Origin of the sequence: Primorskyibacter aestuariivivens (genome assembly GCF_028023675.1) — a bacterium.
Classification (GTDB): Bacteria; Pseudomonadota; Alphaproteobacteria; order Rhodobacterales; family Rhodobacteraceae; genus Marinovum; species Marinovum aestuariivivens.
Map to the genome: position 1 here is coordinate 71,481 of NZ_JAQIOZ010000016.1, position 24,170 is coordinate 95,650.

22 protein-coding genes are annotated in these 24,170 nt (G+C 62.3%); 10 read left to right on the forward strand and 12 right to left on the reverse strand.

The annotated features are described in order from the left end of the window. Nucleotide 1: 1 nt before the first annotated feature. Nucleotides 2-484 carry a hypothetical protein gene (locus PGB28_RS15815; RefSeq protein WP_271422494.1) on the forward strand — a complete coding sequence of 161 codons (483 nt, stop codon included), beginning with the start codon at nt 2-4 and terminating at the stop codon, nt 482-484. Nucleotides 485-769: 285 nt separating this feature from the next. Here PGB28_RS15815 and PGB28_RS15820 read toward each other — a convergent pair whose 3' ends face one another. Both PGB28_RS15820 and ribA read right to left on the reverse strand, forming a co-directional pair. Then, on the reverse strand, nt 770-1,264 hold the full coding sequence (locus PGB28_RS15820; RefSeq protein WP_271422495.1) for a L,D-transpeptidase family protein: 495 nt from the start codon (nt 1,262-1,264) through the stop codon (nt 770-772). Beyond that, on the reverse strand, nt 1,261-2,385 hold the full coding sequence (gene ribA / locus PGB28_RS15825; RefSeq protein WP_271422496.1) for a GTP cyclohydrolase II: 1,125 nt from the start codon (nt 2,383-2,385) through the stop codon (nt 1,261-1,263). The genes PGB28_RS15820 and ribA overlap by 4 nt, the downstream gene beginning before the upstream one ends. Nucleotides 2,386-2,511: 126 nt before the next feature. On the opposite strand from ribA, the gene PGB28_RS15830 reads away from it, so the two are divergent. Beyond that, nucleotides 2,512-3,198, forward strand: a complete 687-nt coding sequence (locus tag PGB28_RS15830; RefSeq protein ID WP_271422530.1) for a response regulator transcription factor — start codon at nt 2,512-2,514, stop codon at nt 3,196-3,198. Nucleotides 3,199-3,656: 458 nt separating this feature from the next. Here PGB28_RS15830 and PGB28_RS15835 read toward each other — a convergent pair whose 3' ends face one another. Then, entirely contained in the window at nt 3,657-4,526 is an 870-nt protein-coding gene (locus PGB28_RS15835; protein ID WP_271422497.1) for a branched-chain amino acid aminotransferase, read from the reverse strand. A 159-nt stretch (nt 4,527-4,685) separates the two neighbouring features. On the opposite strand from PGB28_RS15835, the gene PGB28_RS15840 reads away from it, so the two are divergent. The 3 genes from PGB28_RS15840 (at nt 4,686) to PGB28_RS15850 (ending at nt 7,251) form a co-directional block, all read left to right on the forward strand. Then, nucleotides 4,686-5,180 carry a MarR family winged helix-turn-helix transcriptional regulator gene (locus tag PGB28_RS15840; RefSeq protein WP_271422498.1) on the forward strand — a complete coding sequence of 165 codons (495 nt, stop codon included), beginning with the start codon at nt 4,686-4,688 and terminating at the stop codon, nt 5,178-5,180. Further along, on the forward strand, nt 5,177-5,878 hold the full coding sequence (locus PGB28_RS15845) for a response regulator (RefSeq protein ID WP_271422499.1): 702 nt from the start codon (nt 5,177-5,179) through the stop codon (nt 5,876-5,878). Before PGB28_RS15840 ends, PGB28_RS15845 begins: the two co-directional genes overlap by 4 nt. Before the next feature lie 164 nt (nt 5,879-6,042). Continuing rightward, nucleotides 6,043-7,251, forward strand: a complete 1,209-nt coding sequence (locus PGB28_RS15850) for an aminopeptidase P family protein (RefSeq protein WP_271422500.1) — start codon at nt 6,043-6,045, stop codon at nt 7,249-7,251. A gap of 62 nt (nt 7,252-7,313) precedes the next feature. Here PGB28_RS15850 and PGB28_RS15855 read toward each other — a convergent pair whose 3' ends face one another. Continuing rightward, nucleotides 7,314-8,231 carry a DMT family transporter gene (locus tag PGB28_RS15855; protein WP_271422501.1) on the reverse strand — a complete coding sequence of 306 codons (918 nt, stop codon included), beginning with the start codon at nt 8,229-8,231 and terminating at the stop codon, nt 7,314-7,316. Nucleotides 8,232-8,391: 160 nt separating this feature from the next. Here PGB28_RS15855 and PGB28_RS15860 point away from each other — a divergent pair, with 160 nt between their 5' ends. Genes PGB28_RS15860 through PGB28_RS15870 form a run of 3 tightly spaced genes read left to right on the forward strand, consistent with a single transcriptional unit; the run spans nt 8,392 to nt 12,442 of the window. Next, nucleotides 8,392-9,888, forward strand: a complete 1,497-nt coding sequence (locus PGB28_RS15860; RefSeq protein ID WP_271422502.1) for a malonate--CoA ligase — start codon at nt 8,392-8,394, stop codon at nt 9,886-9,888. Nucleotides 9,889-9,944: 56 nt separating this feature from the next. Beyond that, on the forward strand, nt 9,945-10,481 hold the full coding sequence (locus PGB28_RS15865) for an RNA polymerase sigma factor (RefSeq protein WP_271422503.1): 537 nt from the start codon (nt 9,945-9,947) through the stop codon (nt 10,479-10,481). Further along, nucleotides 10,478-12,442 carry a vWA domain-containing protein gene (locus PGB28_RS15870; protein WP_271422504.1) on the forward strand — a complete coding sequence of 655 codons (1,965 nt, stop codon included), beginning with the start codon at nt 10,478-10,480 and terminating at the stop codon, nt 12,440-12,442. The genes PGB28_RS15865 and PGB28_RS15870 overlap by 4 nt, the downstream gene beginning before the upstream one ends. A gap of 94 nt (nt 12,443-12,536) precedes the next feature. Here PGB28_RS15870 and PGB28_RS15875 read toward each other — a convergent pair whose 3' ends face one another. Further along, nucleotides 12,537-12,758 (reverse strand): hypothetical protein, encoded by a 222-nt coding sequence (locus tag PGB28_RS15875; RefSeq protein WP_271422505.1) that lies wholly within the window; start codon nt 12,756-12,758, stop codon nt 12,537-12,539. A 135-nt stretch (nt 12,759-12,893) separates the two neighbouring features. Here PGB28_RS15875 and PGB28_RS15880 point away from each other — a divergent pair, with 135 nt between their 5' ends. Together PGB28_RS15880 and PGB28_RS15885 are read left to right on the forward strand one after the other, a co-directional pair. Continuing rightward, the gene (locus PGB28_RS15880) at nt 12,894-13,649 is read left to right on the forward strand and encodes a class II aldolase and adducin N-terminal domain-containing protein (RefSeq protein WP_271422506.1); all 756 of its coding nucleotides are present in this window, start codon (nt 12,894-12,896) and stop codon (nt 13,647-13,649) included. Further along, complete coding sequence (locus tag PGB28_RS15885) at nt 13,646-14,059, forward strand: DUF1810 domain-containing protein (protein WP_271422507.1); 414 nt, start codon at nt 13,646-13,648, stop codon at nt 14,057-14,059. Before PGB28_RS15880 ends, PGB28_RS15885 begins: the two co-directional genes overlap by 4 nt. 15 nt (nt 14,060-14,074) lie before the next feature. Here PGB28_RS15885 and PGB28_RS15890 read toward each other — a convergent pair whose 3' ends face one another. The 7 genes from PGB28_RS15890 to secA all read right to left on the reverse strand — a co-directional run bounded on the left by PGB28_RS15890 (nt 14,075) and on the right by secA (nt 24,163). After that, nucleotides 14,075-16,420, reverse strand: a complete 2,346-nt coding sequence (locus PGB28_RS15890; RefSeq protein WP_271422508.1) for an aldehyde dehydrogenase family protein — start codon at nt 16,418-16,420, stop codon at nt 14,075-14,077. Beyond that, complete coding sequence (locus PGB28_RS15895; protein WP_271422509.1) at nt 16,417-16,713, reverse strand: hypothetical protein; 297 nt, start codon at nt 16,711-16,713, stop codon at nt 16,417-16,419. Before PGB28_RS15895 ends, PGB28_RS15890 begins: the two co-directional genes overlap by 4 nt. A gap of 4 nt (nt 16,714-16,717) precedes the next feature. Further along, the gene (deoC, locus tag PGB28_RS15900; protein ID WP_271422510.1) at nt 16,718-17,704 is read right to left on the reverse strand and encodes a deoxyribose-phosphate aldolase; all 987 of its coding nucleotides are present in this window, start codon (nt 17,702-17,704) and stop codon (nt 16,718-16,720) included. A 64-nt stretch (nt 17,705-17,768) separates the two neighbouring features. Continuing rightward, nucleotides 17,769-18,461: a putative nucleotide-diphospho-sugar transferase gene (locus PGB28_RS15905; RefSeq protein WP_271422511.1), complete on the reverse strand. Its 693-nt coding sequence runs from the start codon at nt 18,459-18,461 to the stop codon at nt 17,769-17,771. A gap of 54 nt (nt 18,462-18,515) precedes the next feature. Further along, a complete protein-coding gene (locus PGB28_RS15910) occupies nt 18,516-20,075 on the reverse strand; it encodes a phosphate ABC transporter substrate-binding/OmpA family protein (RefSeq protein ID WP_271422512.1) in 1,560 nt (519 codons plus the stop codon). A 21-nt stretch (nt 20,076-20,096) separates the two neighbouring features. Next, entirely contained in the window at nt 20,097-21,272 is a 1,176-nt protein-coding gene (locus PGB28_RS15915; protein ID WP_271422513.1) for a hypothetical protein, read from the reverse strand. A 170-nt stretch (nt 21,273-21,442) separates the two neighbouring features. Next, a complete protein-coding gene (gene secA, locus PGB28_RS15920; RefSeq protein WP_271422514.1) occupies nt 21,443-24,163 on the reverse strand; it encodes a preprotein translocase subunit SecA in 2,721 nt (906 codons plus the stop codon). Nucleotides 24,164-24,170 lie beyond the last annotated feature (7 nt).

Below are 24,170 nucleotides of genomic sequence, written 5' to 3' on the forward strand. Positions count from 1 at the left end.
CATGCGTATCCCGGTCCTGAGTATCCTGTTTTCCCTGATCGCCCCGGCTGCTTTTGCGCTGTCCTGCATGCCCCATGACGTGGCGCAGGTATACCGCGAGGCCGCCGACAGCGAGACGCGCTATTTCGTGGTGCTGGGCGAGCTGACCTTTGACAAGCGCAAGCTGCCGGTCACCGATTGGGACAAGCAGATGGATACGCCCCCAGACACCCGCATTCCTGCCCGGATCACAGGCAAATCCCTGGGAGCAGACGGGTTTCAAAAAGCGTTCGACGGGCAGATCACGCTGAACGCGCAATGTTTCGGCCCTTGGTGCGCCAGCGCCGTCAGCGGGGCGCGCTACCTGGCCTTTGTGAATGCCGACAGCCGCGAATTGGTGGTCACGCCCTGCGGCGGGTTCGGCTTTGCCAACCCGTCGAATGAGGTCATCGACACGGTGCTGCAATGCCATCGTGGCGGGGCCTGTGAGCCGGTCATGCGATAGACCTCTTCTCCCCCAACCTGGCTCAGCGCGGTGTCTGCCAAGCGGACTTTGCTGCCATTGCGCGAGCCGCTCATTGACGGGCCGCGGTGCGGCGATCCTGCGTTTGTGGGGCAGAGCTTTATGCCTGCAAAATCCGAAAAAGATCAGATCAATGCGCTTGCGGCAGCCAAATCGCCGTGCCGGGGGGCGGCCCGGCGATGCGCGGCGGCCTTCGGCCTTGATCCCGCGCAAAGCATGTCTGCTCAGGGCTCACAGCGGACATCCGAACCATGGAGACTGTTCTCCTTACGGCACAATCAACCGCGTTTCATAGCGGATCAGCCCGGCGATCTGCCTCAGATGTTCGCGCCGGAACGCGACGCAGCCTTCGGTCGGAAAGCCCGGCCTGCGCCATTGATGCAGGAAAATCGCCGAACCGCGCCCCGATTCCGCCCGGGGCCAGTTCCAGTCTGTGATCAGCACCAGATCGTAAAGCGGATCGGCGCGGCGCAACGTCTCGTGACTATGGGGATAGGGCGCGCGCACCATGAGGTTGTAATCCTCATGCCCCGCATCATCCGACCACAGATCGCCGGGCCGGATGGGCACGGCCCAATCCACGGGCCGCGCCATACGGTCGGGGCGATAGAGCAGCCCGACGATGCGGTGCACCCCGCGCGGCGTGGCCCCGTCGCCTTCGCGCTTGTCCGAGGTAGCGCCGCCGCGCCCGATGGTGCAGGGCCAGTACCGCCCGGCAAAGCGGACCCCGCGCGGGGTCAGGACCATGTCCCAGCGAGTCACAACAGATGCCCCGACTTGGCGGCCTTGGTGGCGAGATAGGCGGCATTCTGGTCGGTCAGACCCACCTTGAGCGGCACGCGCTCGGTCACGGAAATTCCCTGCGCCTCCATCATGGCAATCTTTTTGGGGTTGTTCGTCAGCAGCCGTACCGCGCCAAACCCCATGCGCTTGAGAATATCCGCGCCAATCCGGAAATCGCGCTCATCATCCTCGAATCCCAGCCGGTGATTGGCCTCGACCGTGTCGAACCCCTGATCCTGCAGCGAATAGGCGCGCATCTTGTTGGCAAGGCCGATGCCGCGCCCCTCCTGATTGAGGTAGAGAAGTACGCCCTGCCCCTCTTCGCCCATCTGTGCCAGCGCCGCGTGCAACTGCGGGCCACAATCGCATTTCAGCGATCCCAGCACATCGCCGGTGAAACATGCCGAATGCAGCCGCGCGAGTACCGGTTTGGCGCGGTCCGGACGGCCAATCTCAAACGCGTAATGCTCCACCCCGCCATCCTCGGGGCGGAAAATCTGCAATCGCCCGCCCGACGCCAGCCGGATGGGCAGCCGTGCGGCAACCACCGGATGCGGGGCATGTGCCTGCAACAGCAGAGGGCCGGTTGCGCCCGCGTTCAGTTTCGTGAGCCAACCCGCCTCGGGAATGTCGGCCTCTGAGGCCAATTCAACCACCAGCGCGGCAGGCAAGAGCTGCGCCGATTTCACCAGTTCAATCGCCAAACGGTGCAGCGCCGCATCACCCGCGCGCAGCGCAAAAAGCGGCCCCTTCATCGGTGTGCGCAGATCATCCTTGGGATCGGCCAGCGCGTGAACCCAACTGCAATCCGCTTCTTCCGGCAGCGGCAGCCGCGCGACATCGCCATCATAGGCGCGCGCCTTGAGCGTTTCGGCCCGGCGTCCGGTGATGGTCAGCACCGGCTGTGGCCCCAATGCTCGGGTCGCGGCCAGCCGCTCCGGCGACAGGGTTTCCGCCGCAAGAACCAGCGCGACGTCGCCATGCCCGCACAGCACAACCGGCACCCCCATGCGCAGATCGGCACGGGCGCGGTTGATCAATTCAACGGGATCGGGCGCAAAACCATGTGTCATCAGGGTCTTGATGTAGACCTTTGTCATGGGAAATTGAAACATTTCCTTGGCGATCCATGGATTTTCACACGAGCGCGTGAAGTCTTTGCAGCAAACCTTGCCGCGGTGCCGCTGCCACCGCATCTCTTTATCAACACGACGGAGGATACCGACATGGCACAGCTCAAGAACCTGCTGCTTGTGGATGATGATGAGGACCTGCGCGAAGCGCTGGCCGAGCAATTGATCATGACCGAGGATTTCGAGGTCTTTGAGGCGGGGAATGGATCTGAGGCGATGGAGCGGGTCAAAGCCTCGCATTTCGACCTGATCATTTTGGATGTGGGCCTGCCCGACACGGATGGGCGCGAGTTGTGCCGGTTGATGCGAAAGCAAGGCGTGAAAGCCCCGGTGCTGATGCTGACCGGCCATGACAGCGATGCGGACACGATCCTGGGCCTTGATGCCGGTGCCAATGACTATGTCACCAAACCGTTCAAGTTCCCGGTGCTCCTGGCCCGTATCCGCGCGCAGCTGCGCCAGCATGAACAGTCTGAGGACGCGGTGTTTGCACTTGGCCCCTATACGTTCAAACCGGCGATGAAGACGCTGGTGACCGAGGACGAGCGTAAGATCCGCCTGACAGAGAAAGAGACAAATATCCTCAAATACCTCTACCGCGCGCCCGAAGGCGTGGTGCCGCGCGATGTGCTCTTGCACGAGGTCTGGGGCTATAATGCCGGGGTCACGACCCACACGCTGGAGACGCATATCTACCGGTTGCGCCAGAAAATTGAACCGGAACCGTCAAATGCCCGCCTTCTTGTGACCGAATCCGGAGGGTACAGACTGAATGCCTAAAGGTCGTATGGCTTGACCCAGATCAAAGCGGTATCCTGAGGGTACCTTTAGCAAGGTTTGCAACAGTTCCCGTCGCATATGCGGGTTATCATATGCACCTCCCTGTTGGACTGACCCGGGCTGCGGCTCGGGTCTTTTTTTGAGGGAGGTATTCTAGTGACAGGGATGCGGGACAGAACTGTCGTTCGTCACAAAGAGCTAAGGGACGCGCCCGACCCTGGGAGGGCGCGTGCACGATTTGTGGCGTCCCCATCGGCGCGGCATTCAAGCCATTGATTAGGTGCGAAACGTCGCCAGTGCGCCCTCCCGTGGGGAGGGTCGGGCGCGGCCCGGGGTTCCCCCGGGCAAACCGGAATTGAGTGTCTTGTAAGGGTTCCGGTCCAACTTTCAGAAGGCTTTGGCCACCAAAAAAGGCGGAGCAAAACTCCGCCCTCTTTAGATACCAGTCCAGTATAGTCCTATTCCCGCACCAGCTTCTCATAGCTCTCCGCCATATCCCGCGTGATATCACCCACCTCGAAATGCCAGTCGCCGATTTGGCGCACTGGGGTGACTTCAGCGGCGGTGCCGGTCAGCCAGCATTGTTCGAACCCTTCCAGTTCCTCGGGCATGATATGGCGTTCATGCACCTTGATCTGGCGGTCCGTCAGCATGCCGATCACGGTCTGGCGGGTGATGCCGTTGAGGATGCAATCGGGCAGCGGTGTGTGCACCTCGCCATCCTTGACGAAAAAGATATTTGCGCCGGTCGCCTCGGCCACATAGCCGCGGTAATCCATGAAGAGCGCGTCGGAACAGCCCTTGGCCTCGGCCGCGTGTTTGGACATGGTGCAGATCATGTAGAGACCCGCCGCCTTGGCCGCTGTCGGGATCGTCTCGGGGCTGGGACGTTTCCATTTGGAGATGTCGAGCTTGGCGCCTTCCATCTTGGCGTCGCCGTAATACGCCCCCCATTCCCAGGCCGCGACGGCCATGCGCACCGGGTTGCGCGCCGAGGCGACACCCATGTCTTCGCCCGCGCCGCGCCAGGCCACCGCACGCACATAGGCGTCGGTCCAGCCATTGGCCTCTAGCACGTCATACTTGGCCTTTTCGATCTCATCGACGGTATAGGGGATCGGCATGTCCAGCATCTCGCCCGAGCGCAAGAGCCGCTCGGAATGTTCGCGGGATTTGAAGATCTTGCCATTGTAGCAGCGCTCCCCCTCAAAGACCGAGCTGGCATAATGCAGACCATGGGTCAGGATATGCACATTCGCATCCCGCCATTCGACCAGCTTGCCGTCCAACCAGATTTTGCCGTCACGATCATCATATGCGCCAGACATGTCGCTCTCCCTTGCCGCCGCTTTTCAAATATTGCGCCTGATACGTCCGAACCGGGCATAAAATTGCGCAAAAACTGGGATTCGCTACCAGTTGAGGCTTGGAATGTCAACAAGGCTGACTTAATGTGACAGCAAGACGTGATGAGGAAGGGTTTGCACATGGCGGAATCCACCGGAGAGCAGTTGCTGTTTCTGACCGATGAACAGCTCAGGCAGGGGATCGAGGCCATGTTCTTTGCCTATCGCGGCTTTACCGCAGATCCCGACCGTATCCTTGATGAAATGGCCTATGGTCGCGCGCATCACCGGGCGATCCATTTCATCAACTGCGCGCCGGGCACGACGGTCAACAACCTGCTGAATATCCTTGGTGTTACAAAGCAATCGCTGAACCGTGTCTTGCGCCGGTTGATCGAAGACGGTCTGGTGGAAAGCAAGGTGGGGCGCATGGACAAACGCGAACGCCACCTGTTTCTGACCGAGGAGGGCAAGGCATTGGAATCCCGTCTGTCTGACGCACAGCGCGCCCGGATGCGCGCCGCCTATCGCAAGGCCGGCCCCGAGGCGGTGGCCGGGTTCCGGCAGGTGCTGGAGGCGATGATGGACCCCGATATGCGCCGCAATTACCACGCGCTGAGGGAGACCAAGACATGATGGACCCCGACGCCCACCTTTTGATTGTCGATGATGATGAGCGCATTCGCGGATTGCTGCAGAAATTCCTGATCCGCAACGGGTTTCTTGTCAGTGCCGCGCGCGATGCCGCCCATGCGCGGCGCATCCTGTCGGGACTGGATTTCGACCTGATCGTGCTGGACGTGATGATGCCGGGCGAGGATGGCATCAGCCTGACCCGCGATCTGCGTGAAACCTCCAGCACACCGATCCTTTTGCTGACGGCCAAGGGCGAGACCGAGGACCGGATTGCAGGGCTTGAGGCCGGGGCGGATGACTACCTTGTCAAACCGTTCGAGCCCAAGGAATTGCTGCTGCGCATCAACGCGATCCTGCGGCGTATGCCCGACGCGCCAGAGGACGCGGCCAAGCCGAAGATCCTGTCGCTTGGCCCCATCCGCTATGACATCGAACGGGGTGAGCTTTGGCAGGGCGAAGATCAGGTGCGGCTGACGGCGACGGAAAGCCAGTTGATGCGCATCTTTTCTGCCCGCCCGGGCGAGGCGATCACCCGGGCGCAATTGGTCGAGGAACTGGGCCGCGACGGTGGGCAAAGCCAGGAACGCGCGGTCGATGTGCAGATCACCCGGCTGCGCCGCAAGCTGGAAAGCGACCCGAAACAGCCGCGTTACCTTCAGACCGTGCGCGGGGCGGGGTATATGCTCGCGCCCGATTGATGGCCGGGATGGTGGGCAGGACTGCCCACCCTACGAAGGGCTTGCCAGACTCGGCAAAATCGGCGAAAGGATTGGGCGACCGGGGCGGTGGCGCCGCCCACAGGGTCCATTCCCATATATTTCGTCCTGTACGCCGGGACCTTTCTTTGACGAGAGGGGTCGCTATGACTGCACGTCCGGAATTCTATCGGTTTCATAATGGTGAAAAGGCCCCGCTTCAGTTTGCTGAGGCGGAATACGAAGCGCGGCTGACGGGCCTTCGCGCACGCATGGAGGCGCTTGGCTGCGAGGCAGCCGTTTTCACCTCAATGCATAATGTGAGTTACTATTCGGGTTTCACCTATTGCGCGTTTGGCAGACCCTATGCGCTGGTCGTGACGCCCGAGACGAGCGTGACGATCTCTGCTGGCATTGATGCCGGTCAGCCGTGGCGGCGGTGTTACGGCGACAACATCACCTATACCGATTGGCAGCGGGACAATTATTGGCGCGCAATCGGCTCGGTCACGGGTACGGGCAAGCGGGTCGGCTATGAGAGCGATCACCTGACGCTCTTGAAAAAGGGCAAGCTGGAGGCGTTTTTGCAGCCCAGCGCCTTGGTCGATCTGTATGAGACGACGATGGTGCAGCGGATGCATAAAAGCGCGGCGGAGCTTGAGATGATCCGTGCAGGCGCGGCCGTGGCAGATGTGGGTGGCTATGCCATCCGTGACGCGGTGCGCGAGGGTGCGCGCGAGATCGACGTGGCCATGGCAGGCCGTGATGCGATGGAGCTGGAGATCGCCAAGCGGTTTCCCGATGCGGAGTATCGCGACACATGGGTCTGGTTCCAGTCGGGGATCAATACCGATGGGGCACATAACCCGGTCACCTCGCGGCGCTTGCAGCGCGGTGATATCCTGTCGCTCAATACCTTTCCGATGATCTCGGGCTATTACACCGCGCTGGAACGCACCATGTTCGTGGGCGAGGTGGATGAGGCCTCCCTGCGCTATTGGGAGGCCAATGTCGGCGCGCATGAGCTGGGGATTTCGCTACTCAAGCCCGGCGCGCGCTGCTCGGAGGTGACGGCAGAGATCAACGCGTTTTTCGAGGAACGCGACATGCTGCAATACCGGACCTTTGGCTACGGGCACAGCTTTGGCGTACTGTCGCATTACTACGGGCGCGAGGCGGGTCTGGAGCTGCGCGAGGATATCGACACAGTGCTGGAGCCGGGCATGGTGATCTCCATGGAGCCGATGCTGACCATTGCGGACGGTCAGCCCGGGGCCGGGGGATATCGCGAGCATGATATCCTGATCATTACCGAGGATGGGAACGAGAATATCACCGGCTACCCCTATGGGCCCGGGTTCAATATCGTCGGTTAAAGGTCGTTGGTTAAAGCGCAATTCCGGACGCAAAACCGGTATCCACTTTTGCTGGAAATGCTTTAGCCCATCGGCGTCAGCTTGGGGCGCGCCTTGCCGCGTTGCAGCCCAAGCTGACGCTCGCGCCAGATGATGAGGACACCAGCGGCCATGACGATGACAGAGCCCATTATCGTCGCCGTAGTGGGCACCTCGGCAAAGACCACATAGCCCACGATCACCGCGAACAGCATCGAAGCGTAATCGAAGGGCGCCAGCACACCGGCCGGCGCGAAACGGTAGGACAGCGTCAGGAAGATTTGTCCGATACCGCCGAAAACCCCGGCTCCGATCAGCATCGCCGCCTCGGGCAGCGAGGGCACTGTCCAGCCAAAAGGCAGCGTGAAAAGCGACAAGACGCTGGCGGTCAGCATGAAATAGAAGACGACAGCCGAGGGGTGCTCGGTCTGGACAAGACGCCGGATATGGACCTGTGCCAGCGACCGCAGCGCGGCCGAAATGAGCATGGCCACCGCGCCGATCATGGCAAGGCGGTCAAGGTCTGCGCCGAAGCTGAGCCTTGGCCAGAGGATCACCAACACGCCGATCAGTCCGATACCCACGGCAGAGAGGCGGAACATCCGCACCTGTTCGCCCAGCAGAAGCGCAGCGAGGATCACCGTAATGAGCGGTGAGGCAAAGCCGATGGCGGTGACCTCGGGCAGCGGCAGAAGCCCGAGCGCGGTAAAGCCCAGCCCCATGGCCGAGACGCCGATCACCCCGCGCCAGACATGGCCCATGGGGTTTCGGGTGCGCAGCCCCGTAGAGAGCTCGCCCTTGAGCATCAGCCAGACAATGATGACCGGCAGGGCAAAGGCCGAGCGGAAGAATACCGCCTCGCCCGGCGGCACAGCGTCGGACGTGGCCTTGATGAGCGAGGCCATGATTGTGAAGACCGCCAGGGCGATGAGTTTGAGCGCGATGCCACGACCGGTTTGCATGAGGCTTGTCTGCGCCTGTTTCGCGCAAAGGTCAAATGGGGGCGCTTGTGGCGGATTGCGGGAGCCTCCGGCGGGAGTTTATCTGGCAAGATGAAGACGGGGGATGCTTGCACTTCCATGGATGGGCTGGGATGAAAACAGAGGATTTCTGGAGGGTCGCATGAGCAATCACTTGATCGACGCGTTGAAAGGCGCAAGCGCCAGGGCGCCGGAACGTGTCTTTGCCATGAATGCCGAGGGCGCGGCTTTGTGCAGTTTTGGCGAACTGTTCGACGGCGCGGCCCGACTGGCGGGCGTGTTGCAGCGCGCAGGCGTGCAGCCCGGCGACCGGGTGGCGGTGCAGGTGGCCAAGACGCTGGAGGCGGTGCAGCTTTATCTTGGGACGGTTATGGCGGGAGGTGTGTTTCTGCCGCTCAACACCGCCTATACGACGGATGAGGTGGCGTATTTCGTGGGGGATGCGGAACCGCGTGTGCTGGTCTGTGATCCGGAGCGGGCCGGGGATTTGGCGGGTATTGCCGGGGATGCGCGGGTTTTGACGCTGGATGCGGGCGGCAAGGGCAGCCTGTTTGACGATCTGGGCGACCCGGTGGAGCCGGTGGCGCGGGGGGCCGGTGATCTGGCGGCGATCCTTTACACGTCGGGCACCACGGGGCGCAGCAAGGGGGCTATGCTGAGCCATGCCAATCTGGCCAGCAATTCGGAGACCCTGCGCGATCTGTGGCGGTTTACCTCGGATGATGTGCTGATCCATGCGCTGCCGATCTTTCACACCCATGGGCTCTTCGTGGCGACCAATGTGGCGCTTCTGGCGGGGGCGCAGGTGGTGTTCCTCCCCGGTTTTGATGCCGATGCGATCCTGCAGGCCATGCCACACGCCACGGCGCTCATGGGCGTGCCGACATTCTATACCCGGCTTTTGGCGGATGACCGGCTGGGCCGGGACCGTGCGGCCAATATGCGGCTGTTCATTTCCGGCTCTGCGCCGCTTTTGGCATCGACCCATGAGGAATGGGAGGCACGGACCGGTCATCGTATTCTGGAACGCTACGGCATGACCGAGACGAATATGAGCACGTCCAACCCCTATGAAGGGGAACGGCGGGCCGGGACCGTGGGCTTTCCGCTGCCGGGGGTGGAATTGCGCATCATGGATGGCGAGGCCGAGGTGGCGCAGGGCGAGATCGGGGTGATCGAAGTGCGTGGGCCGAATGTGTTTCAGGGCTATTGGCAGATGCCGGAGAAAACAGCGGAAGAGCTGCGCCCCGATGGGTGGTTCATCACCGGGGATCAGGCCTTTGTCGATGCGGAGGGGTACGTGACCATCGTGGGGCGCGAGAAGGACATGGTGATCTCGGGCGGGTTCAACGTGTACCCGAAAGAGGTTGAGGGGCTGATCGACGCGCTTCCTGGGGTCAAGGAGAGCGCTGTGATCGGTGTGCCGCATCCGGATTTCGGTGAGGCGGTGGTGGCCGTGGTGGTACCGGATGGATCAGGCGCAGTGCCGGATGTGGGCGCGGCGCTGGCGGGCAAGCTGGCGAAGTTCAAACAGCCCAAGCGGGTGATCGTGCTGGACGAGTTGCCGCGCAACACCATGGGTAAGGTGCAGAAGAAGGCGCTGCGCGAGGAATATGCGGGGCTGTTTGAGCCCTCGTGAGATTTTTTTCCCGTTCACGCCAAGGATCGTCCCCTGAGCCGCGTCCTACAGAAGACATGCGCGATATGGTGAGTGATGAGACATTGGCGCTGGCTGCCGCAGATGGGGACGCAGAGGCGTTTTCCCAACTGCTGAGCCGCGTCTATGACCGGGTCTTTGCGCTTGGCTTCAGGCTGACCGGCAGCCGGGCCGAGGCGGAGGATCTGACGCAGGATATCTGTGCCGCGTTGCCGGGCAAGCTGCGCGGCTTTGACGGACGGGCGCGGCTGACCACGTGGCTCTATCGCGTGGTGGTGAATGCCGCCCATGACCGGCGGCGGCGCGCGGCGTCCCATGCGCGGGCGGTTGAGGGCTGGGGCGATGTGGAGCTGGCGCGGCGGGCCGAGGCGGACCAGACACGAGAGCAGCTGGGCTGGCTGGCGGAGGCGATGCAGGCCCTGCCCGACGATCTGCGCGAAACGCTGGTGCTGGTGCTGGAACCGCTCTCCCACGCAGAGGTGGCGCAGATCCAGGGTATTTCCGAGGGCACGGTGAGCTGGCGCATGTCAGAGATACGCAAGCGTCTCAGGGCGCTGAAGGAGGCAGAGACATGAGCGACGAATTCGACAAGCTGGCGCAGTCCTTGCGCGCGGCGACCCCGTCGCCGGATGAGACGCGCAAGGCCGCCAATATCGCGGAGGCGGAAAAAATCTTTGCCGCGTCCCAAGGATCGCGGGACAGCGCCCGTCAAACTCTCGAACGCCCAAAGAGGGGCGTGTTGATGAGAGGTCTTGATGTCATGCTGAAATCCCTGTCCCCGCGCGCCGCATTGGGTGCCACCACCGCGATTGCCCTTGTCGGTGTCGCGCTGATCCTGCCGACTTTGGAGGTCGGCGCGCCGGAAGTTGTGCGCGATGTGCCAAAGCCCGTGTCCTCCATGGACGCCCCGTTGGAAGAAGCCTTGGCCACACCGCGGCAAAAATCGACCGGCACCGCCACGGGCGGGTTGATGTCGATGGAACCCGCCCCGGCACCAGCGCCATCTGCGGATTTCGAGTTCGAAGTGATGAATGTTGCGCCCGGCGGGAACAACGGCACGGTGCGCATGTATTCGGGGCAGCCTGCGGCAGAGCTGGGCGATGTGCAGATGCGCGCGCCACTGGTGGACCAGTTCTACGCGCCCGAAAGCACGTCCGAGGCCTATCCTGAGGCCGAAACCAACCCGCTCAAGGTGACGGTAGAGGACCCGGTATCGACCTTTTCGATCGACGTTGACACCGCCGCATGGTCGGTCCTGCGCAACATGATCGAAGCGGGGCAATTGCCCGCGCCCGAGACTGTGCGGATCGAGGAGATGGTGAATTATTTCCCCTATGATTATCCCGCGCCCGGCGAGGGATCTGCGTTTCGCACCGGCGTGACCGTGGCCGACACGCCGTGGAACGCGCATACGCGGCTCGTGCATATCGGCATTCAGGGTGCCCTGCCCGATGTCGAAGATCGCCCGCCGCTGAACCTTGTTTTTCTGGTGGATGTGTCGGGGTCGATGGATGATCCGCGCAAGCTGCCGCTATTGAAACAATCCTTGCGGCTGATGCTGGGGGAATTGCGCCCCGAGGATGAGGTGGCGATTGTCACCTATGCGGGGGCGTCCGGTGTAGCGCTGGAGCCGACCCGTGCCGGGGACCGTGCGACGATCCTTGCTGCTCTGGACGGTCTTGGCGCGGGCGGTGGCACGGCGGGTCAGGCCGGGCTGCAGGAGGCCTATGCGCTGGCCGAAAAGATGTCTGAGGACGGCGAGGTAAGCCGGGTGTTGCTGGCCACGGATGGCGATTTCAACATCGGGCTGCATGACCCGGATGCGCTCAAAGAGTTTATCGCCGACAAGCGCGAGACCGGCACCTATCTGAGCGTTCTGGGCTTTGGCCGTGGCAATCTGGATGACGCTTTGATGCAGGCGCTGGCGCAGAACGGCAATGGCATGGCGGCCTATATTGATACGTTGAGCGAGGCGCAGAAAGTGCTGGTGGATCAACTCACCGGTGCGCTGTTTCCGATTGCCGACGATGTGAAGATCCAGGTGGAGTTCAACCCGGCGCAGGTCGCTGAATATCGGCTGATTGGCTATGAAACCCGGGCACTCAAGCGCGAGGATTTCAACAATGACAAGGTGGATGCCGGTGATATCGGCGCGGGCCATCAAGTCACCGCGATTTACGAGGTCACGCCGGTGGGCAGCCCCGCGCGGCTGACAGATCCGCTGCGCTATCAGGCCACGGCCGATGCGGGCAGTGACGAGCTGGGGTTCCTGCGCCTGCGTTACAAGGCACCGGGCGCGGCAGAGAGCCGTTTGATCGAAACGCCCATCGTCGAAGGCAGCGAGACCACGGATGACATGCGCTTTGCCTTTGCCATCGCGGGCTTTGGCCAGCTCTTGCGCGGCGGGGAGTATACCGGCCAGTGGGATTACGGCGATGCGGTGGCTCTGGCCAATGGCGCCAAGGGGGGCGACCCGTTTGGCTACCGCGCCGAGGCGCTGCGGCTGATGCGTCTGGTCGGGACGATGGCAGAATAGGACGCCCTGACCGCTCGAGGTCAGTAAATTTTAGCATGTGATGACCCCCGGACCATCGGCCCGGGGGCGAATTGACGTGAAATAGATGGTTTTATTAATTGGGTTTTGCCCCGACAGCGTTGTTGCCGTTGGTCCCGGTCGCTGGGCCGACGGCATTGCCCCAGCCACCCTTGATCTCGCTGGCCGGGAGCGACCCGTTGCCAGCAGACTGGATGGCGGCGGCCATTGACTTGGCGGAACTGCTCTGACCTTGAGCGAATACCGGCGCGCTCAGTGCCAGAAGGGCTGCGCCTGCAACTGCGATATATTTGGTCATGGTACGTCTCCTGATTGGGTTAACGCACCTGTTACGGTGCGCTTGTCGAACTGGATCAGTTTCCAGCGGAGGCTTGGACCTTGTGTCGAAATCAGGCAGGCTGACATCTAGATACCGCATTCAGGGAGGCCGCTCATGTCCGTCACTCAGATCCGTCCCAATATGGACCATTGGCAGGAACGCGTTGATCTGGCGGCCGCGTTCCGCTGGACCGCGCGGCTCAATATGCATGAAGGGGTGGCCAATCATTTCAGCCTTGCCATCAATGACGATGGCACCCGGTTCCTGATGAACCCCAACCAGATGCATTTTGCCCGGATCAAGGCCAGCGACCTGATCGAGGTGGATGCCAATGACCCCGAGACGTTGCAGGGGCCGGATGCACCGGACCCGACCGCCTGGGGCCTGCATGGCGGGTTGCATCGTCATTGTGCCCATGCGCGCTGTGCCATGCATGTGCATTCGATCCACGCCACGGTTCTGGCCTGTCTCAAGGACAAGCGCCTGCCGCCGATCGACCAGAACTGCGCCACGTTTTTCAACCGCATCGTGATTGATGAGCAGTATGGCGGGCTGGCGTTCGAGGATGAGGGGGAGCGGTGCGCGCAATTGTTCACCGATCCCAAGCAAAAGGTCATGGTGATGGGCAATCACGGGGTGATGGTGATTGGCGACACTGTGGCCGAGACGTTCAACCGGCTCTATTACTTCGAGCGCGCCGCCGAGACCTATATCCGCGCGCTGCAGACCGGGGCGGAACTGGACGTGCTGTCCGATGAGATCGCAGAAAAGACCGCGCGGGAGTTGGAGGAGTACCCGGAACAGGATGTGCGGCATCTGAACGAGCTGAAAGCGATCCTCGATGCCGAAGGGTCGGATTACGCGGCATGAGCCTTGAGCGCTTCACCGAGGCACAGGCGCCCGTCTGGGATCAGGTCATGCGGGAGCTGCGCGCGGGTCAGAAGACCAGCCATTGGATGTGGTATGTATTTCCCCAGTTGGCCTCCCTGGGCCGGTCGCATCGGGCGCGGGTTTACGGCATTGCCGATCTGGCCGAGGCCAAAGCTTATGCAGCTCATTCAGTGCTGGGACCGCGCTTGCGCGAGGCGGCGGCGACAGTGCTGGAGCATCCGGACAAATCCGCAGAACAGATCATGGGCGGCATCGACGCGCTCAAACTACGCTCCTGCGCGACGCTGTTCGAACGGGCGGATCCGGAGGCGGAGGCGTTTCCAAGCCTGATCGAGACGTTTTATGACGGGGTCCGCTGCCCGCTGACGCTGGCAGAGCTGGACCGATGAGCCGAGCCCCAGGGCTCACGCCCCGTAGGGAACCCAGATATTCTTGACCTCGGTCGCAGCATCGAGGAAATAGCGCCCTTCGCCCGCTGGACCGAACCAGTCGCGGTCCTGCCCGTTGTTCACCCATGTGCGTTTGAGATTGCCCGCAGCAGAAGATTCGATCTCTTTCGAGAGGTCCGTGGACGAAAAGCTCCAGACCGCGTCTACATCCATATGCCCGGCCAGTGCTGGCGCAAGCTCGGTATGCGATCCGGTGAGGATATTGACCACCCCGCCCGGCACGTCTGAGGTTTCCAGAACCTGATAGAAATCGGTGGCGGCCAGCGGGAACGGCTCGGATGCGATGAGAACCGAGCGGTTGCCCATGGCCATGGCGGGTCCCATCAGAGAGATCAGCCCCAAGAGCGGATGCGCATCGTCGCAGAACGCGCCGATCACGCCCACGGGTTCTCTCATGGCCAGCGCCACGGCGCGAATGGGCACGTTATGCGTCTGCCCGTCGAACTTATCGGCCCAGGCGGCATAGGTGAACAGGCGTGAAATCGATGCCTCGACCTCGCGCGCGCCGTTACGTTTGCCGGTCATCTGGTTGAGGCGATGCGCGAATTCACCTGCGCGGGCCGAGAGATTTTCGGCGATGTAATAGAGGATCTGCGCGCGGTTATGGCCGGTCGTGCCGGACCAGCCCGCCGCACCCTGCGCGGCCTCGACCGCGTTGCGGATGTCCTTGCGGTTGGCGATGCCCACGTGGCCCAGAAGCGCGCCCTTGGGCGCGTAGACGCCCCGGGAATAGCCGCCATCGGGACGGGCCTGTTTGCCGCCCACGTAAAGCTTGGCGGTGCGGTCCAGCGGGTCGGTGGGGGTGTTTTTGCCCTTGAAGGGAAGAAGCGCGGTCAGCGTCTTGGTCTTTGTGGCGGGCCGAGTATAGGCGCTCATCCCTTCCCAGCCGCCTTCGCGGCCAAAGCCGCTTTCGCGCACGCCGCCGAAACCGGCAGCCGCGTCGAACATGTTGGTGCCGTTGATCCAGACGACACCCGCCGCCAGTTTCGGCGCGATATCGAGCGCGACATTGATATTCTCGCTCCACAGCGTCGCGGCAAGGCCGTAGCGCGTGTTATTGGCCATCTGAACCGCCTCGGCGGGCGTGCGGAAGGTCGTTCCCACCAGCACCGGACCAAAGATTTCATCCTGCATGAGCCGGTCGGACGGGTGCAGCCCGGTGATCAGCGTCGGCGGGTAGAAACAACCCTCTACCGGCATCTCCACATTGGCGCGATAGACCTCGCCCGTCGTGCTGGCGTCGACCATGTCAGACACGGCGCGCAGCTGCACCGGGTCCACGATAGCGCCCACGTCAATGCATTTATCCAGCGGGTTGCCCAGCCGCAGCTTGTCCATGCGCGCGCGCAACCGGGCGTGGAAGGTCTCGGCAATGCCCTCCTGCACCAGAAGGCGGGAACCAGCGCAGCAGACCTGTCCCTGATTGAACCAGATCGCGTCGACGAGGCCCTCAATGGCGCTGTCGATATCGGCGTCCTCGAAAACGATGTAAGGTGACTTGCCGCCCAGCTCCAAGGTCAGCGCCTTGCCCGTGCCAGCGGTGGCGCGGCGGATGATGCGGCCCACCTCGGTCGAGCCGGTAAAGGCGATCTTGTCGATGCCGGGATGGGACACGATCATTTCGCCCACGGCACCGTCGCCGGTGACGATGTTCACGACGCCCTTGGGCAGGCCCGCCTGTGTGCAGATATCCGCAAAGAGCAGCGCGGTGAGGGACGTGTATTCCGCCGGTTTCAGCACCACGGTATTGCCCGCCGCCAGCGCAGGAGCGATTTTCCAGGACAGCATCAGGAGCGGGAAATTCCACGGCACGATCTGACCGCAGACCCCATGTGGCACGCGGCCCGGCAGTTCACTGTCCATCAATTGCGCCATGCCCGCGTGGTAGTAGAAATGCCGCTGGGCAAGGGGAATGTCGATATCGCGGCTCTCGCTGATCGGTTTGCCATTGTCGAGCGTTTCCAGCACCGCAAACAGCCGCGCGTGCTTCTGCATGAGCCGCGCAATGGCGTAGAGGTATTTCGCCCTCCCATGCCCGCCCAAGCCCTGCCAGCCCGGTTGCGCCTTGCGGGCGGCGGCGACGGCATCGTCAATCTCGGACGGGATCGCCTGGGTCAGGTCGGCAAGCGTTTCGCCATTGGCGGGGTTTTTGGAGTGAAACTCACCGCGCGCGGCGGTCCAGTCGCCTCCTATGAACTGACCAAAGCGGCTGCCCTGATCGACGATCCAGGCAAGGGCATCAGCTGCGCTTTCAGGGGCGGGGCCGTATTCCATGGTCTCGAATATCTCTTTGACGGTCATAGGACTTGCTTTCTCAATACGAGGACCAGCGCATAGGCCAGCCAGAGGAAGGCCACGGCCCAGACGCCATACATCACGCGGCGGGAGCGGCGGTGCAGCGCCGCATAGGGTTCCAGCCCTTCGGGCAGGTCCTCGGGCGGGTCATAATTCGGTTCATCCCCCAATGCGCGCTGCATCCGTGTGGGCAGGTCGCGCACCGCGCGTTTCAGCTTGCGCCGCCGCCAGCTTTTGCCGCCGATGAACAGAGCAAAACCCAGCCCGAAGAGCAGGATATAGGGGTTGTTGCCCATCATCGCGTCACCCGATCGCGTGGCGGTGTGCCGCCGAATAATGCCCTGTCACGTGGTGCTCCAGCTGCCGCTCGATATCGCCCAGAAGCGAGGAGGCACCGAAACGGAACAGGTCGGGGCGCAACCATCTGTCGCCCAGTTCCTCCTTCATCAGCGCGAGATAGGTCAGCGCATCCTTGGCCTTGGAAATCCCGCCCGCCGGTTTGTAACCGACGCGGTAGCCTGTGCGCTGGTGATAGTCGCGGATCGCGCGGATCATGGTCAGGCTTACGGGCAGGGTGGCGTTCACGCTTTCCTTGCCGGTCGAGGTCTTGATGAAATCGGCCCCCGCCATCATGCAGATCAGCGAGGCGCGGGCGACGTTTTTCAGCGTGCCAAGCTCGCCTGTCGCAAGGATCGCTTTCACATGCGCCTCGCCGCAGGCAGAGCGAAAGGCGCGCATTTCGTCATAAAGCGCCTGCCAGTTGCCGGTCAGCACATGGCGGCGGGAAATCACGATGTCGATCTCGGCGGCACCGGCCTTGACGCTTTCGACAATCTCGGCCACGCGCAGATCAAAGGGTGACAGACCGGCAGGAAACCCGGTGGAGACAGCGGCCACCGGGATGCCGGTGCCGTCCAGTGCCTCGACAGCCGTCTCCACCATGTCGTGATAGACACAGACCGCGCCCACGGTGAGCCCCTCCATCCCCAGCTCTTGCAGGATATCGGCGCGTACCGGTTGCACGGCCTTGGCGCAGAGCCTGCGGACGCGACCGCGCGTGTCGTCGCCCGACAGGGTGGTCAGGTCAATGCAGGACACGGCGCGACAGAGCCATGCGGCCTGATAGTCTTTTTTCACGCTGCGCCGCCCCGGCAGGGACGCGGTGCGGCGTTCAATGGCCGAGCGATTGGCTTGCGCGCCCAGAACCCAGTCAAGGTCCAGCGCCTGTCCGGGATTGCGGGCCTCGAATGCCTGTGGAAGCTGTGTGTCTGTCTTGGCGGCTGTGGCCATGGTTTGCCCCTGATACTCGCGTGAGCGAACGGTGCCACGCCCGGCGACGCTGGGCAAGGCTGCCTTAGCGTATCAGATTCGACAACCAGCGTTTGAACGCGGATTTCTGCGGGCGCAGGATATTCAGGTGCAGGATGCGCGGGCGGGGTTGGTCGGAATAGATCGGTTCCGACAGCTCATAAACCCGTTTGTTGAACTGCGGCGGCAGCACGTAGAAATCCAAGTCCGAAGCCCAGAGCGTTTCGCGGAACGTGACCTGATCGACCTTGAAACCGGCTTGGGCGAAATTGGCGGACCATGCCTTGAAGAATTTCGTGGTCTTGTCGTTCTTTTTGAACAGAAGCACGCCGGTGTTGATCTCGGGGAAGGCGTCCGGCAGCTCGGTCTGCCATGTCTTGGTGTGGCGCGGGCGATGCCAGAGGATCACATGCGCGCCGCACATGTCGTATTTCTCCAAGAGCCGGAAGGCCGATTGCAGATCGTCGCGCACGATGGTGTCATTGTCGAGAAACAGGGTCTGGTCGAACGGGCTTTGCCAGAGCAGGTCCACCTTGGGCCGGACAAGGCCGTCGGGCACCACAAAGGACATGTCGAACCCGGACGTGTCGTCATCGGCGGCGCAGAAGATCGCGGTTTCCAGCCAGGGGCTGCTTTTCTTGACACTGGCGGCGGAGCGGCGGGCCACATCCACATGGGCGGCTCCCCAGGCGACATAGACAACGCCACGGCGGGGGGTATCGGAAGTGGGATCGGACATCTGGTGCTCATTCATGGTTTGAGCGCTCATACCCTGCGGCAGGCGCGGGATCAATCAGCGCACCCAGACCTCGACCCGGCGATTGACCTGCCGACCCCACGCCGTTTCGTCGCAGGCCATGGGCAGCGCTTCGCCAAAAGCCTCGGTGCCGATCCTGACCTTGTCGAAATTGGCGGTCTCGGCGGCATGTTGCACCGCTTCGCGCACGGCCTCGGCACGTTTGGCGGCGATGGTGCGGTTGGCGGCGGCCGGGCCCTGCCCGTCGGAGAAGCCGATGAAGAGAAGCTCGCGCTGGTCATATTTCCCGGCCTCAAGCGCACGGGCCAGTTGCTGCACATTCGAGGTGGATTGCGCATCCAGCCGGGCCGAACCGGGCCGGAAACGGAAGGACGTGGTCAGGCGGCGCATATTTCCCAGCCGGGTGACCAGGCGTTTGAGTTCAGAGAGCGGCACCTCGGACCCGGCGGCGGTGATGGCATTGGCAAAGCGGTCGCCCTGATCGTTGATCGACACTTCTTCGGGGGATTGATCCACGAAGCCGGCGCGACGAATGACGATCTGGGCCGGGTCAGAGCGCGTGAAGGTCAGGAAATCACGGGCCAGTTTGGGCAGGCGACGCGCGGGCAAGTAGAGGAACATCGGCGCGGTGAGCGGGTAATCCTCGGTCTTGATGGCGCGACGCGACGCGCGCAGGGAAAAGCCGCAGGATCCGGTGAGTACCAAGGGCCGGGTGTTGCCGATATTGGACTGGCTGGCGATGCCGATCCCGATGGGGTCGCGCGCCACGGCTTTGACCAGATCGCCGTTGCTGGCATGGGCCGTCACCCCCAGTGACAGCGACAAGCGGACAGGGGACAAAAGCTTGTCCTGCGCAGTCTGGGTCAGGCCGGATTGCGGCGCGCGCAGATGCAGGATGATCGGCGCGTCCGGGCCGCCAAGCTGTGCCCAGTTGGTGATCTTGCCTGCAAAGACCTGCGCCAGTTGATCGGTGTTGATGGCGCGCAGCGGATTGCGGGCGGAGACCACAGGGACCAGCGCGTCAAGCGCCAGTACCCGGCTGCGGTTCGGGCCAGTGAGATCGCCCAACCCAAGCTCTCTGGCACGGCGCAGCTCGGATGGGCGCACCTCGCGCAGGGACATGACGATATCGCTTTCGTCAGCGAGCAGATCGCTGAAGCCTTCGTCGGTTGTGGTGTTGTGAAAGCTGAAACGCGCCTTTTCCTCGCCCGAGCCCTTATCAGCCAGAACATAGGTGAAGCGCGTCGGCGCGTCCTGTTCCCGACGCGCGGTCAGCCCGTTGCGCAGGGCAAAGGCCTCGATCAGGGCGGGCATGAGCACCTCGCCCATGGTGGCCGATCCGGACACGCGCAACCGCGCCACGAAGGCTTCGAGATTGGGACAGCCCGGCCCCTGACACACCACGCCGGAGGCATCCACGGTGATTTCACCATAGATGGTGTCAACGCGATAAAACTCACCGTCAAAGCCCAACAGCGTACCCTCGATCTCCACGTCACCGTCATGGCTGGTGAGTGTGACATCCTGGGCCGCTGCGGAAAACGCGGTCAGAAAAAGGAAAAGTGCGGCGAGAACCGCCGCACGACACTTGCTCATGTTGCCCCGATGCGTCGCTGATCAGTTGGATGCGACTTTCAGGTCTTGGAGCAAATTATTCAACACCAGAAAATCACCCACGGCGTCACAGTCCGGCACGAAAAGTTCCAGATCCTGTGTGCGCAACGCTTCGCCGGGGCGGATTTGCAGGGTTTGGGCATCTACCTTGGTGCCGCAATTGGCACCCGTGACCTCGGCCTCGACGCTCAGCGCGATCCGGCCGTCGCGCACGGCGGTGCCGGTGGGGAAGGTATAGACCTCGGCCATCAGCGCCTCAGGGCCTGCATCGACACCGTAGCGCATCAGGAAACCCGATTCGCCCTTGGCCGTGGCCGCGACATCGCCGGTGGTTTCGGCATGGATATGCCCCTTGCCGAAATATTCTGCGCCAAACTCAAGCGCATGCACACCCAGCCCGGATTTGCCGCGCCATTGCAGCACCACGCGGTCAAAGAATTCCAGCGTCGGCACGTCGATCTGGGTCACCGCCCCCTCGCCATTGGTGAAGGAGACGATAAAGACCGCGTTCTCGCTCAGCGCCGGAACGCGCATCCGGCTTTGGCCCGATGCATCGGTCACTGCCGTGAACATCATGCCGTTATGGTGCATCGTCAGACGCTCGTTTGGCAGGCAGGGCGCGCTCAGCGTCAGGTCCACCGTCGCGGCGGGTGCGGACACGGCATCCAGCGTCATGTCGCAGGACAGTTCGGGCACGCTTTCCGTTTTCGGCAACTCCGGCTCGACCTCGTCCAGCGCGGCGGTCTGGATCGGCTCCAGATCGCCCAGCGCCACTGGCTGCGCCCCGTCCTGCGCCACATCTTCGAGAACCTCGATTCGCGACGACGCGGTGTTGGTCATTTCCCGCGCCGGTTCGGGTGCGGGTTGGGTGAGCATACCTGCGTTCAATGTCGCCGATGCCATGTCCGAGGCCGTCGGCATGACATTTTCAACCTGCATGGATTGGGCTTCCGCGCCGCGTTTCGGAAGCTGTTGAGGCGTTGGTCCGCCCATCACGTTCTGCATGAGATAGCCAATGCCGAACACCGCAAGCGCGGTCCCTGCGATCAGCCGTGTCCTTCCGGACAGGCCCGGCTTGGGCGCGCGTTCCGCTGCCTCGGCTGGATCCGCGTCAGATGTCCCGGACCGGCCAAAGGGCAGGTTGATCTCAGGCATTTTCAGGTTCAGCGGCAATTTCATCTCGGCCTCCTGTATCCCGTTGCGGGACTTTTCGCTGGCCAATCAATGGCTAGAAAAGGGGGCGGAGATAGGGCGCGCGCGCGGAGAGTTTCAGGCTATTGCGCGGGAATTGCCCCCATTTCCGACACAATGGCCGGAAACAGGGTGGCATCGTTTGCCATGCAGAATGATCAGATGCGACCGTGGCAGTGCTTGAACTTGTTGCCCGACCCACAAGGACAAGGTTCGTTCCGGCCGGGATTGCCCCATGTGGCAGGATCGTTTTCGTCAAAGCCCGCAACCAGCGGCGCGGGGGCGTCCGGGTTGGGGGCTGGCGCACCGGCGCCGACCGGCTGGGCCTGTTTCTGAAGCTCTTCTTGCGCCGCTTGCTGCGCCTGAATCTGGCGCATGAGCGCGGCTTGTTCTTCTTCGGACATGGGGCGGATCTGGGCGAGCTTCTGGCTTACCTCTTCGCGCAGGGAGTCCAGCATGGATTCAAAGAGCTGGAATGCCTCGTTCTTGTATTCGTTGAGCGGGTCACGCTGGGCATAGCCGCGGAAGCCCACGACCGAGCGCAGATGTTCCAACGTCAGAAGGTGTTCGCGCCACTTGCCGTCAATGGTCTGCAACAGTACCTGTTTCTCGATCTGGCGCATCGTGTCCGGCCCGAAAGCGGCGGCCTTTTGTGCCATGTACTTGTCGCTCTCATCCTCAAGGCGTTCGCGGATCGTGTCCTGATCCACGCCATCCTCATCCGCCCATGCCACGACCGGCAGGTCCATGCCCAGATACTGGATCACAGAGCCTTGCAGACCTTCGCCATCCCATTGGTCGGAGTAGGATTTGGGCGGCATGTATTGGTCGACCAGTTCGTCGATCACCTCGTGGCGCATGTCCTGCACGATTTCCGACAGGTCCTCGGCCTCCATGATCTCGCGACGCTGCGCAAAGATCACTTTCCGCTGGTCGTTCATCACGTCATCGAACTTGAGCAACTGCTTGCGGATGTCAAAGTTGCGCCCTTCGACCTTGGCCTGAGCGCGCTCCAGCGACTTGTTCACCCAGGGGTGTTCAATGGCTTCGCCGTCCTTGAGACCCAGCGTGCTCAGGACTTTTTCGAGCCGCTCGGAACCGAAGATGCGCATCAGGTCATCGTCAAGCGACAGGAAGAAGGAGGAGCGCCCCGGGTCGCCCTGACGGCCCGAACGGCCGCGAAGCTGGTTGTCGATGCGGCGGCTTTCGTGGCGCTCGGTGGCCAGAACATAGAGCCCGCCCGCGTCCTTGACCGCCTGCTCATCGGCGGCGTGCTCTTCTTCGATCTTCTGGCGAATGGCTTCGGGGTCGGCTTCGGGATCGGCGGCGATGGCCTCCATGATCTTGAACTCGACATTGCCGCCAAGTTTGATGTCGGTTCCGCGACCGGCCATGTTGGTGGCGATGGTCACCGCGCCCAGCTTGCCCGCGTCGGCGACAATCTGCGCCTCTTGCTCGTGCTGGCGCGCGTTCAGGACGTTATGCTTGAGCTTCTCCTGCTGAAGCATCCGGCTCAGCATCTCGGATTTCTCGATCGAGGTCGTGCCCACGAGGACCGGCTGACCCTTTTCATGGGCCCGTTTGATCTCTTCGATGATCGCCTGATATTTTTCCTCTGCCGAGCGATAGACGCGGTCGTCATCGTCCTGACGGGCAATCGGGCGGTTGGTGGGAACCTCAACCACACCCAGACCGTAGATTTCAGCGAATTCCTCGGCTTCGGTGGCCGCCGTGCCGGTCATGCCGCCCAGCTTGTTATACAGGCGGAAATAATTCTGGAAGGTGACCGAGGCGAGCGTCACGTTCTCGGGCTTGATCTCGCAGCCTTCCTTGGCCTCGATGGCTTGGTGCAGACCATCGGACAGGCGGCGGCCGGACATCATACGCCCGGTGAATTCGTCGATCAGCACGACCTCGTTGTCGCGGACGATGTAGTCCTTGTCCTTGGTGAACAGTTTGTGGGCACGCAGACCCTGGTTCACGTGGTGCACAACCGTCGTGCTTTCGGGGTCGTAAAGCGACTGGCCCTCGGGCAAAAGATCATGGGCACGCAATTGAGCCTCAAGGAATTCGTTGCCTTCGTCGGTGAAGGTCACGTTGCGGGTCTTTTCATCCAGCGTGAAGTGATCCTCTTCGACCAGCGGGATCAGCTTGTCGATGGTCACGTAAAGCTCGCTGCGGTCTTCGGCGGGGCCGGAAATGATCAGCGGGGTGCGCGCCTCGTCAATGAGGATGCTGTCCACCTCGTCCACGATGGCGAAGTTGTGGCCGCGCTGGAACATGTCGTTCAGTTCGGACTTCATGTTGTCGCGCAGGTAGTCGAAGCCAAGCTCATTGTTGGTGGCATAGGTGATGTCGCAATCATAGGCGTCATGCTTGCCCTGCTCGGATTGCCACGGATAGACGCAGCCGGTGGTCATGCCCAACGCGGCATAGACCTTGCCCATCCATTCAGCGTCCCGCTTGGCGAGATAGTCGTTGACGGTGACGATGTGCACGCCCTCGCCGGTCAGCGCATTGAGATAGGCGGGGAAGGTCGCAACCAGCGTCTTGCCCTCGCCGGTTTTCATCTCGGCGATATTGCCCTGATGCAGGAAAATGCCGCCCATCAGCTGGGTGTCAAAGGCACGCAGGCCCAGCGCGCGCTTGGCGGCCTCGCGGCAATTGGCAAAGGCTTCGGGCAGGAGGTCATCAAGGCTTTCGCCGCCCTTGGCACGTTCTTGGAATTCGCGGGTTTTCTCGATCAGCTGCTCATCGCTCAGCGGCTCGAATTCGGGTTCCAGCGCATTGATCTGTTCGACCAGCGGGCGGGTCGCCTTGATCTTGCGGTCATTCGGTGTTCCGAACACCTTTTTGGCAATTTTTCCAAGGCCCAGCATAGTCACT

What these genes read in the sequence shown, in the direction of transcription:
- PGB28_RS15815 (WP_271422494.1), top strand. Translation starts at nt 2, where the DNA reads ATGCGTATCCCGGTCCTGAGTATCCTGTTTTCCCTGATCGCCCCGGCT.
- ribA (WP_271422496.1), bottom strand. Translation starts at nt 2,385, where the DNA reads ATGACAAAGGTCTACATCAAGACCCTGATGACACATGGTTTTGCGCCC.
- PGB28_RS15830 (WP_271422530.1), top strand. Translation starts at nt 2,512, where the DNA reads ATGGCACAGCTCAAGAACCTGCTGCTTGTGGATGATGATGAGGACCTG.
- PGB28_RS15835 (WP_271422497.1), bottom strand. Translation starts at nt 4,526, where the DNA reads ATGTCTGGCGCATATGATGATCGTGACGGCAAAATCTGGTTGGACGGC.
- PGB28_RS15840 (WP_271422498.1), top strand. Translation starts at nt 4,686, where the DNA reads ATGGCGGAATCCACCGGAGAGCAGTTGCTGTTTCTGACCGATGAACAG.
- PGB28_RS15845 (WP_271422499.1), top strand. Translation starts at nt 5,177, where the DNA reads ATGATGGACCCCGACGCCCACCTTTTGATTGTCGATGATGATGAGCGC.
- PGB28_RS15850 (WP_271422500.1), top strand. Translation starts at nt 6,043, where the DNA reads ATGACTGCACGTCCGGAATTCTATCGGTTTCATAATGGTGAAAAGGCC.
- PGB28_RS15855 (WP_271422501.1), bottom strand. Translation starts at nt 8,231, where the DNA reads ATGCAAACCGGTCGTGGCATCGCGCTCAAACTCATCGCCCTGGCGGTC.
- PGB28_RS15860 (WP_271422502.1), top strand. Translation starts at nt 8,392, where the DNA reads ATGAGCAATCACTTGATCGACGCGTTGAAAGGCGCAAGCGCCAGGGCG.
- PGB28_RS15865 (WP_271422503.1), top strand. Translation starts at nt 9,945, where the DNA reads ATGCGCGATATGGTGAGTGATGAGACATTGGCGCTGGCTGCCGCAGAT.
- PGB28_RS15870 (WP_271422504.1), top strand. Translation starts at nt 10,478, where the DNA reads ATGAGCGACGAATTCGACAAGCTGGCGCAGTCCTTGCGCGCGGCGACC.
- PGB28_RS15875 (WP_271422505.1), bottom strand. Translation starts at nt 12,758, where the DNA reads ATGACCAAATATATCGCAGTTGCAGGCGCAGCCCTTCTGGCACTGAGC.
- PGB28_RS15880 (WP_271422506.1), top strand. Translation starts at nt 12,894, where the DNA reads ATGTCCGTCACTCAGATCCGTCCCAATATGGACCATTGGCAGGAACGC.
- PGB28_RS15885 (WP_271422507.1), top strand. Translation starts at nt 13,646, where the DNA reads ATGAGCCTTGAGCGCTTCACCGAGGCACAGGCGCCCGTCTGGGATCAG.
- PGB28_RS15890 (WP_271422508.1), bottom strand. Translation starts at nt 16,420, where the DNA reads ATGACCGTCAAAGAGATATTCGAGACCATGGAATACGGCCCCGCCCCT.
- PGB28_RS15895 (WP_271422509.1), bottom strand. Translation starts at nt 16,713, where the DNA reads ATGATGGGCAACAACCCCTATATCCTGCTCTTCGGGCTGGGTTTTGCT.
- deoC (WP_271422510.1), bottom strand. Translation starts at nt 17,704, where the DNA reads ATGGCCACAGCCGCCAAGACAGACACACAGCTTCCACAGGCATTCGAG.
- PGB28_RS15905 (WP_271422511.1), bottom strand. Translation starts at nt 18,461, where the DNA reads ATGTCCGATCCCACTTCCGATACCCCCCGCCGTGGCGTTGTCTATGTC.
- PGB28_RS15910 (WP_271422512.1), bottom strand. Translation starts at nt 20,075, where the DNA reads ATGAGCAAGTGTCGTGCGGCGGTTCTCGCCGCACTTTTCCTTTTTCTG.
- PGB28_RS15915 (WP_271422513.1), bottom strand. Translation starts at nt 21,272, where the DNA reads ATGAAATTGCCGCTGAACCTGAAAATGCCTGAGATCAACCTGCCCTTT.
- secA (WP_271422514.1), bottom strand. Translation starts at nt 24,163, where the DNA reads ATGCTGGGCCTTGGAAAAATTGCCAAAAAGGTGTTCGGAACACCGAAT.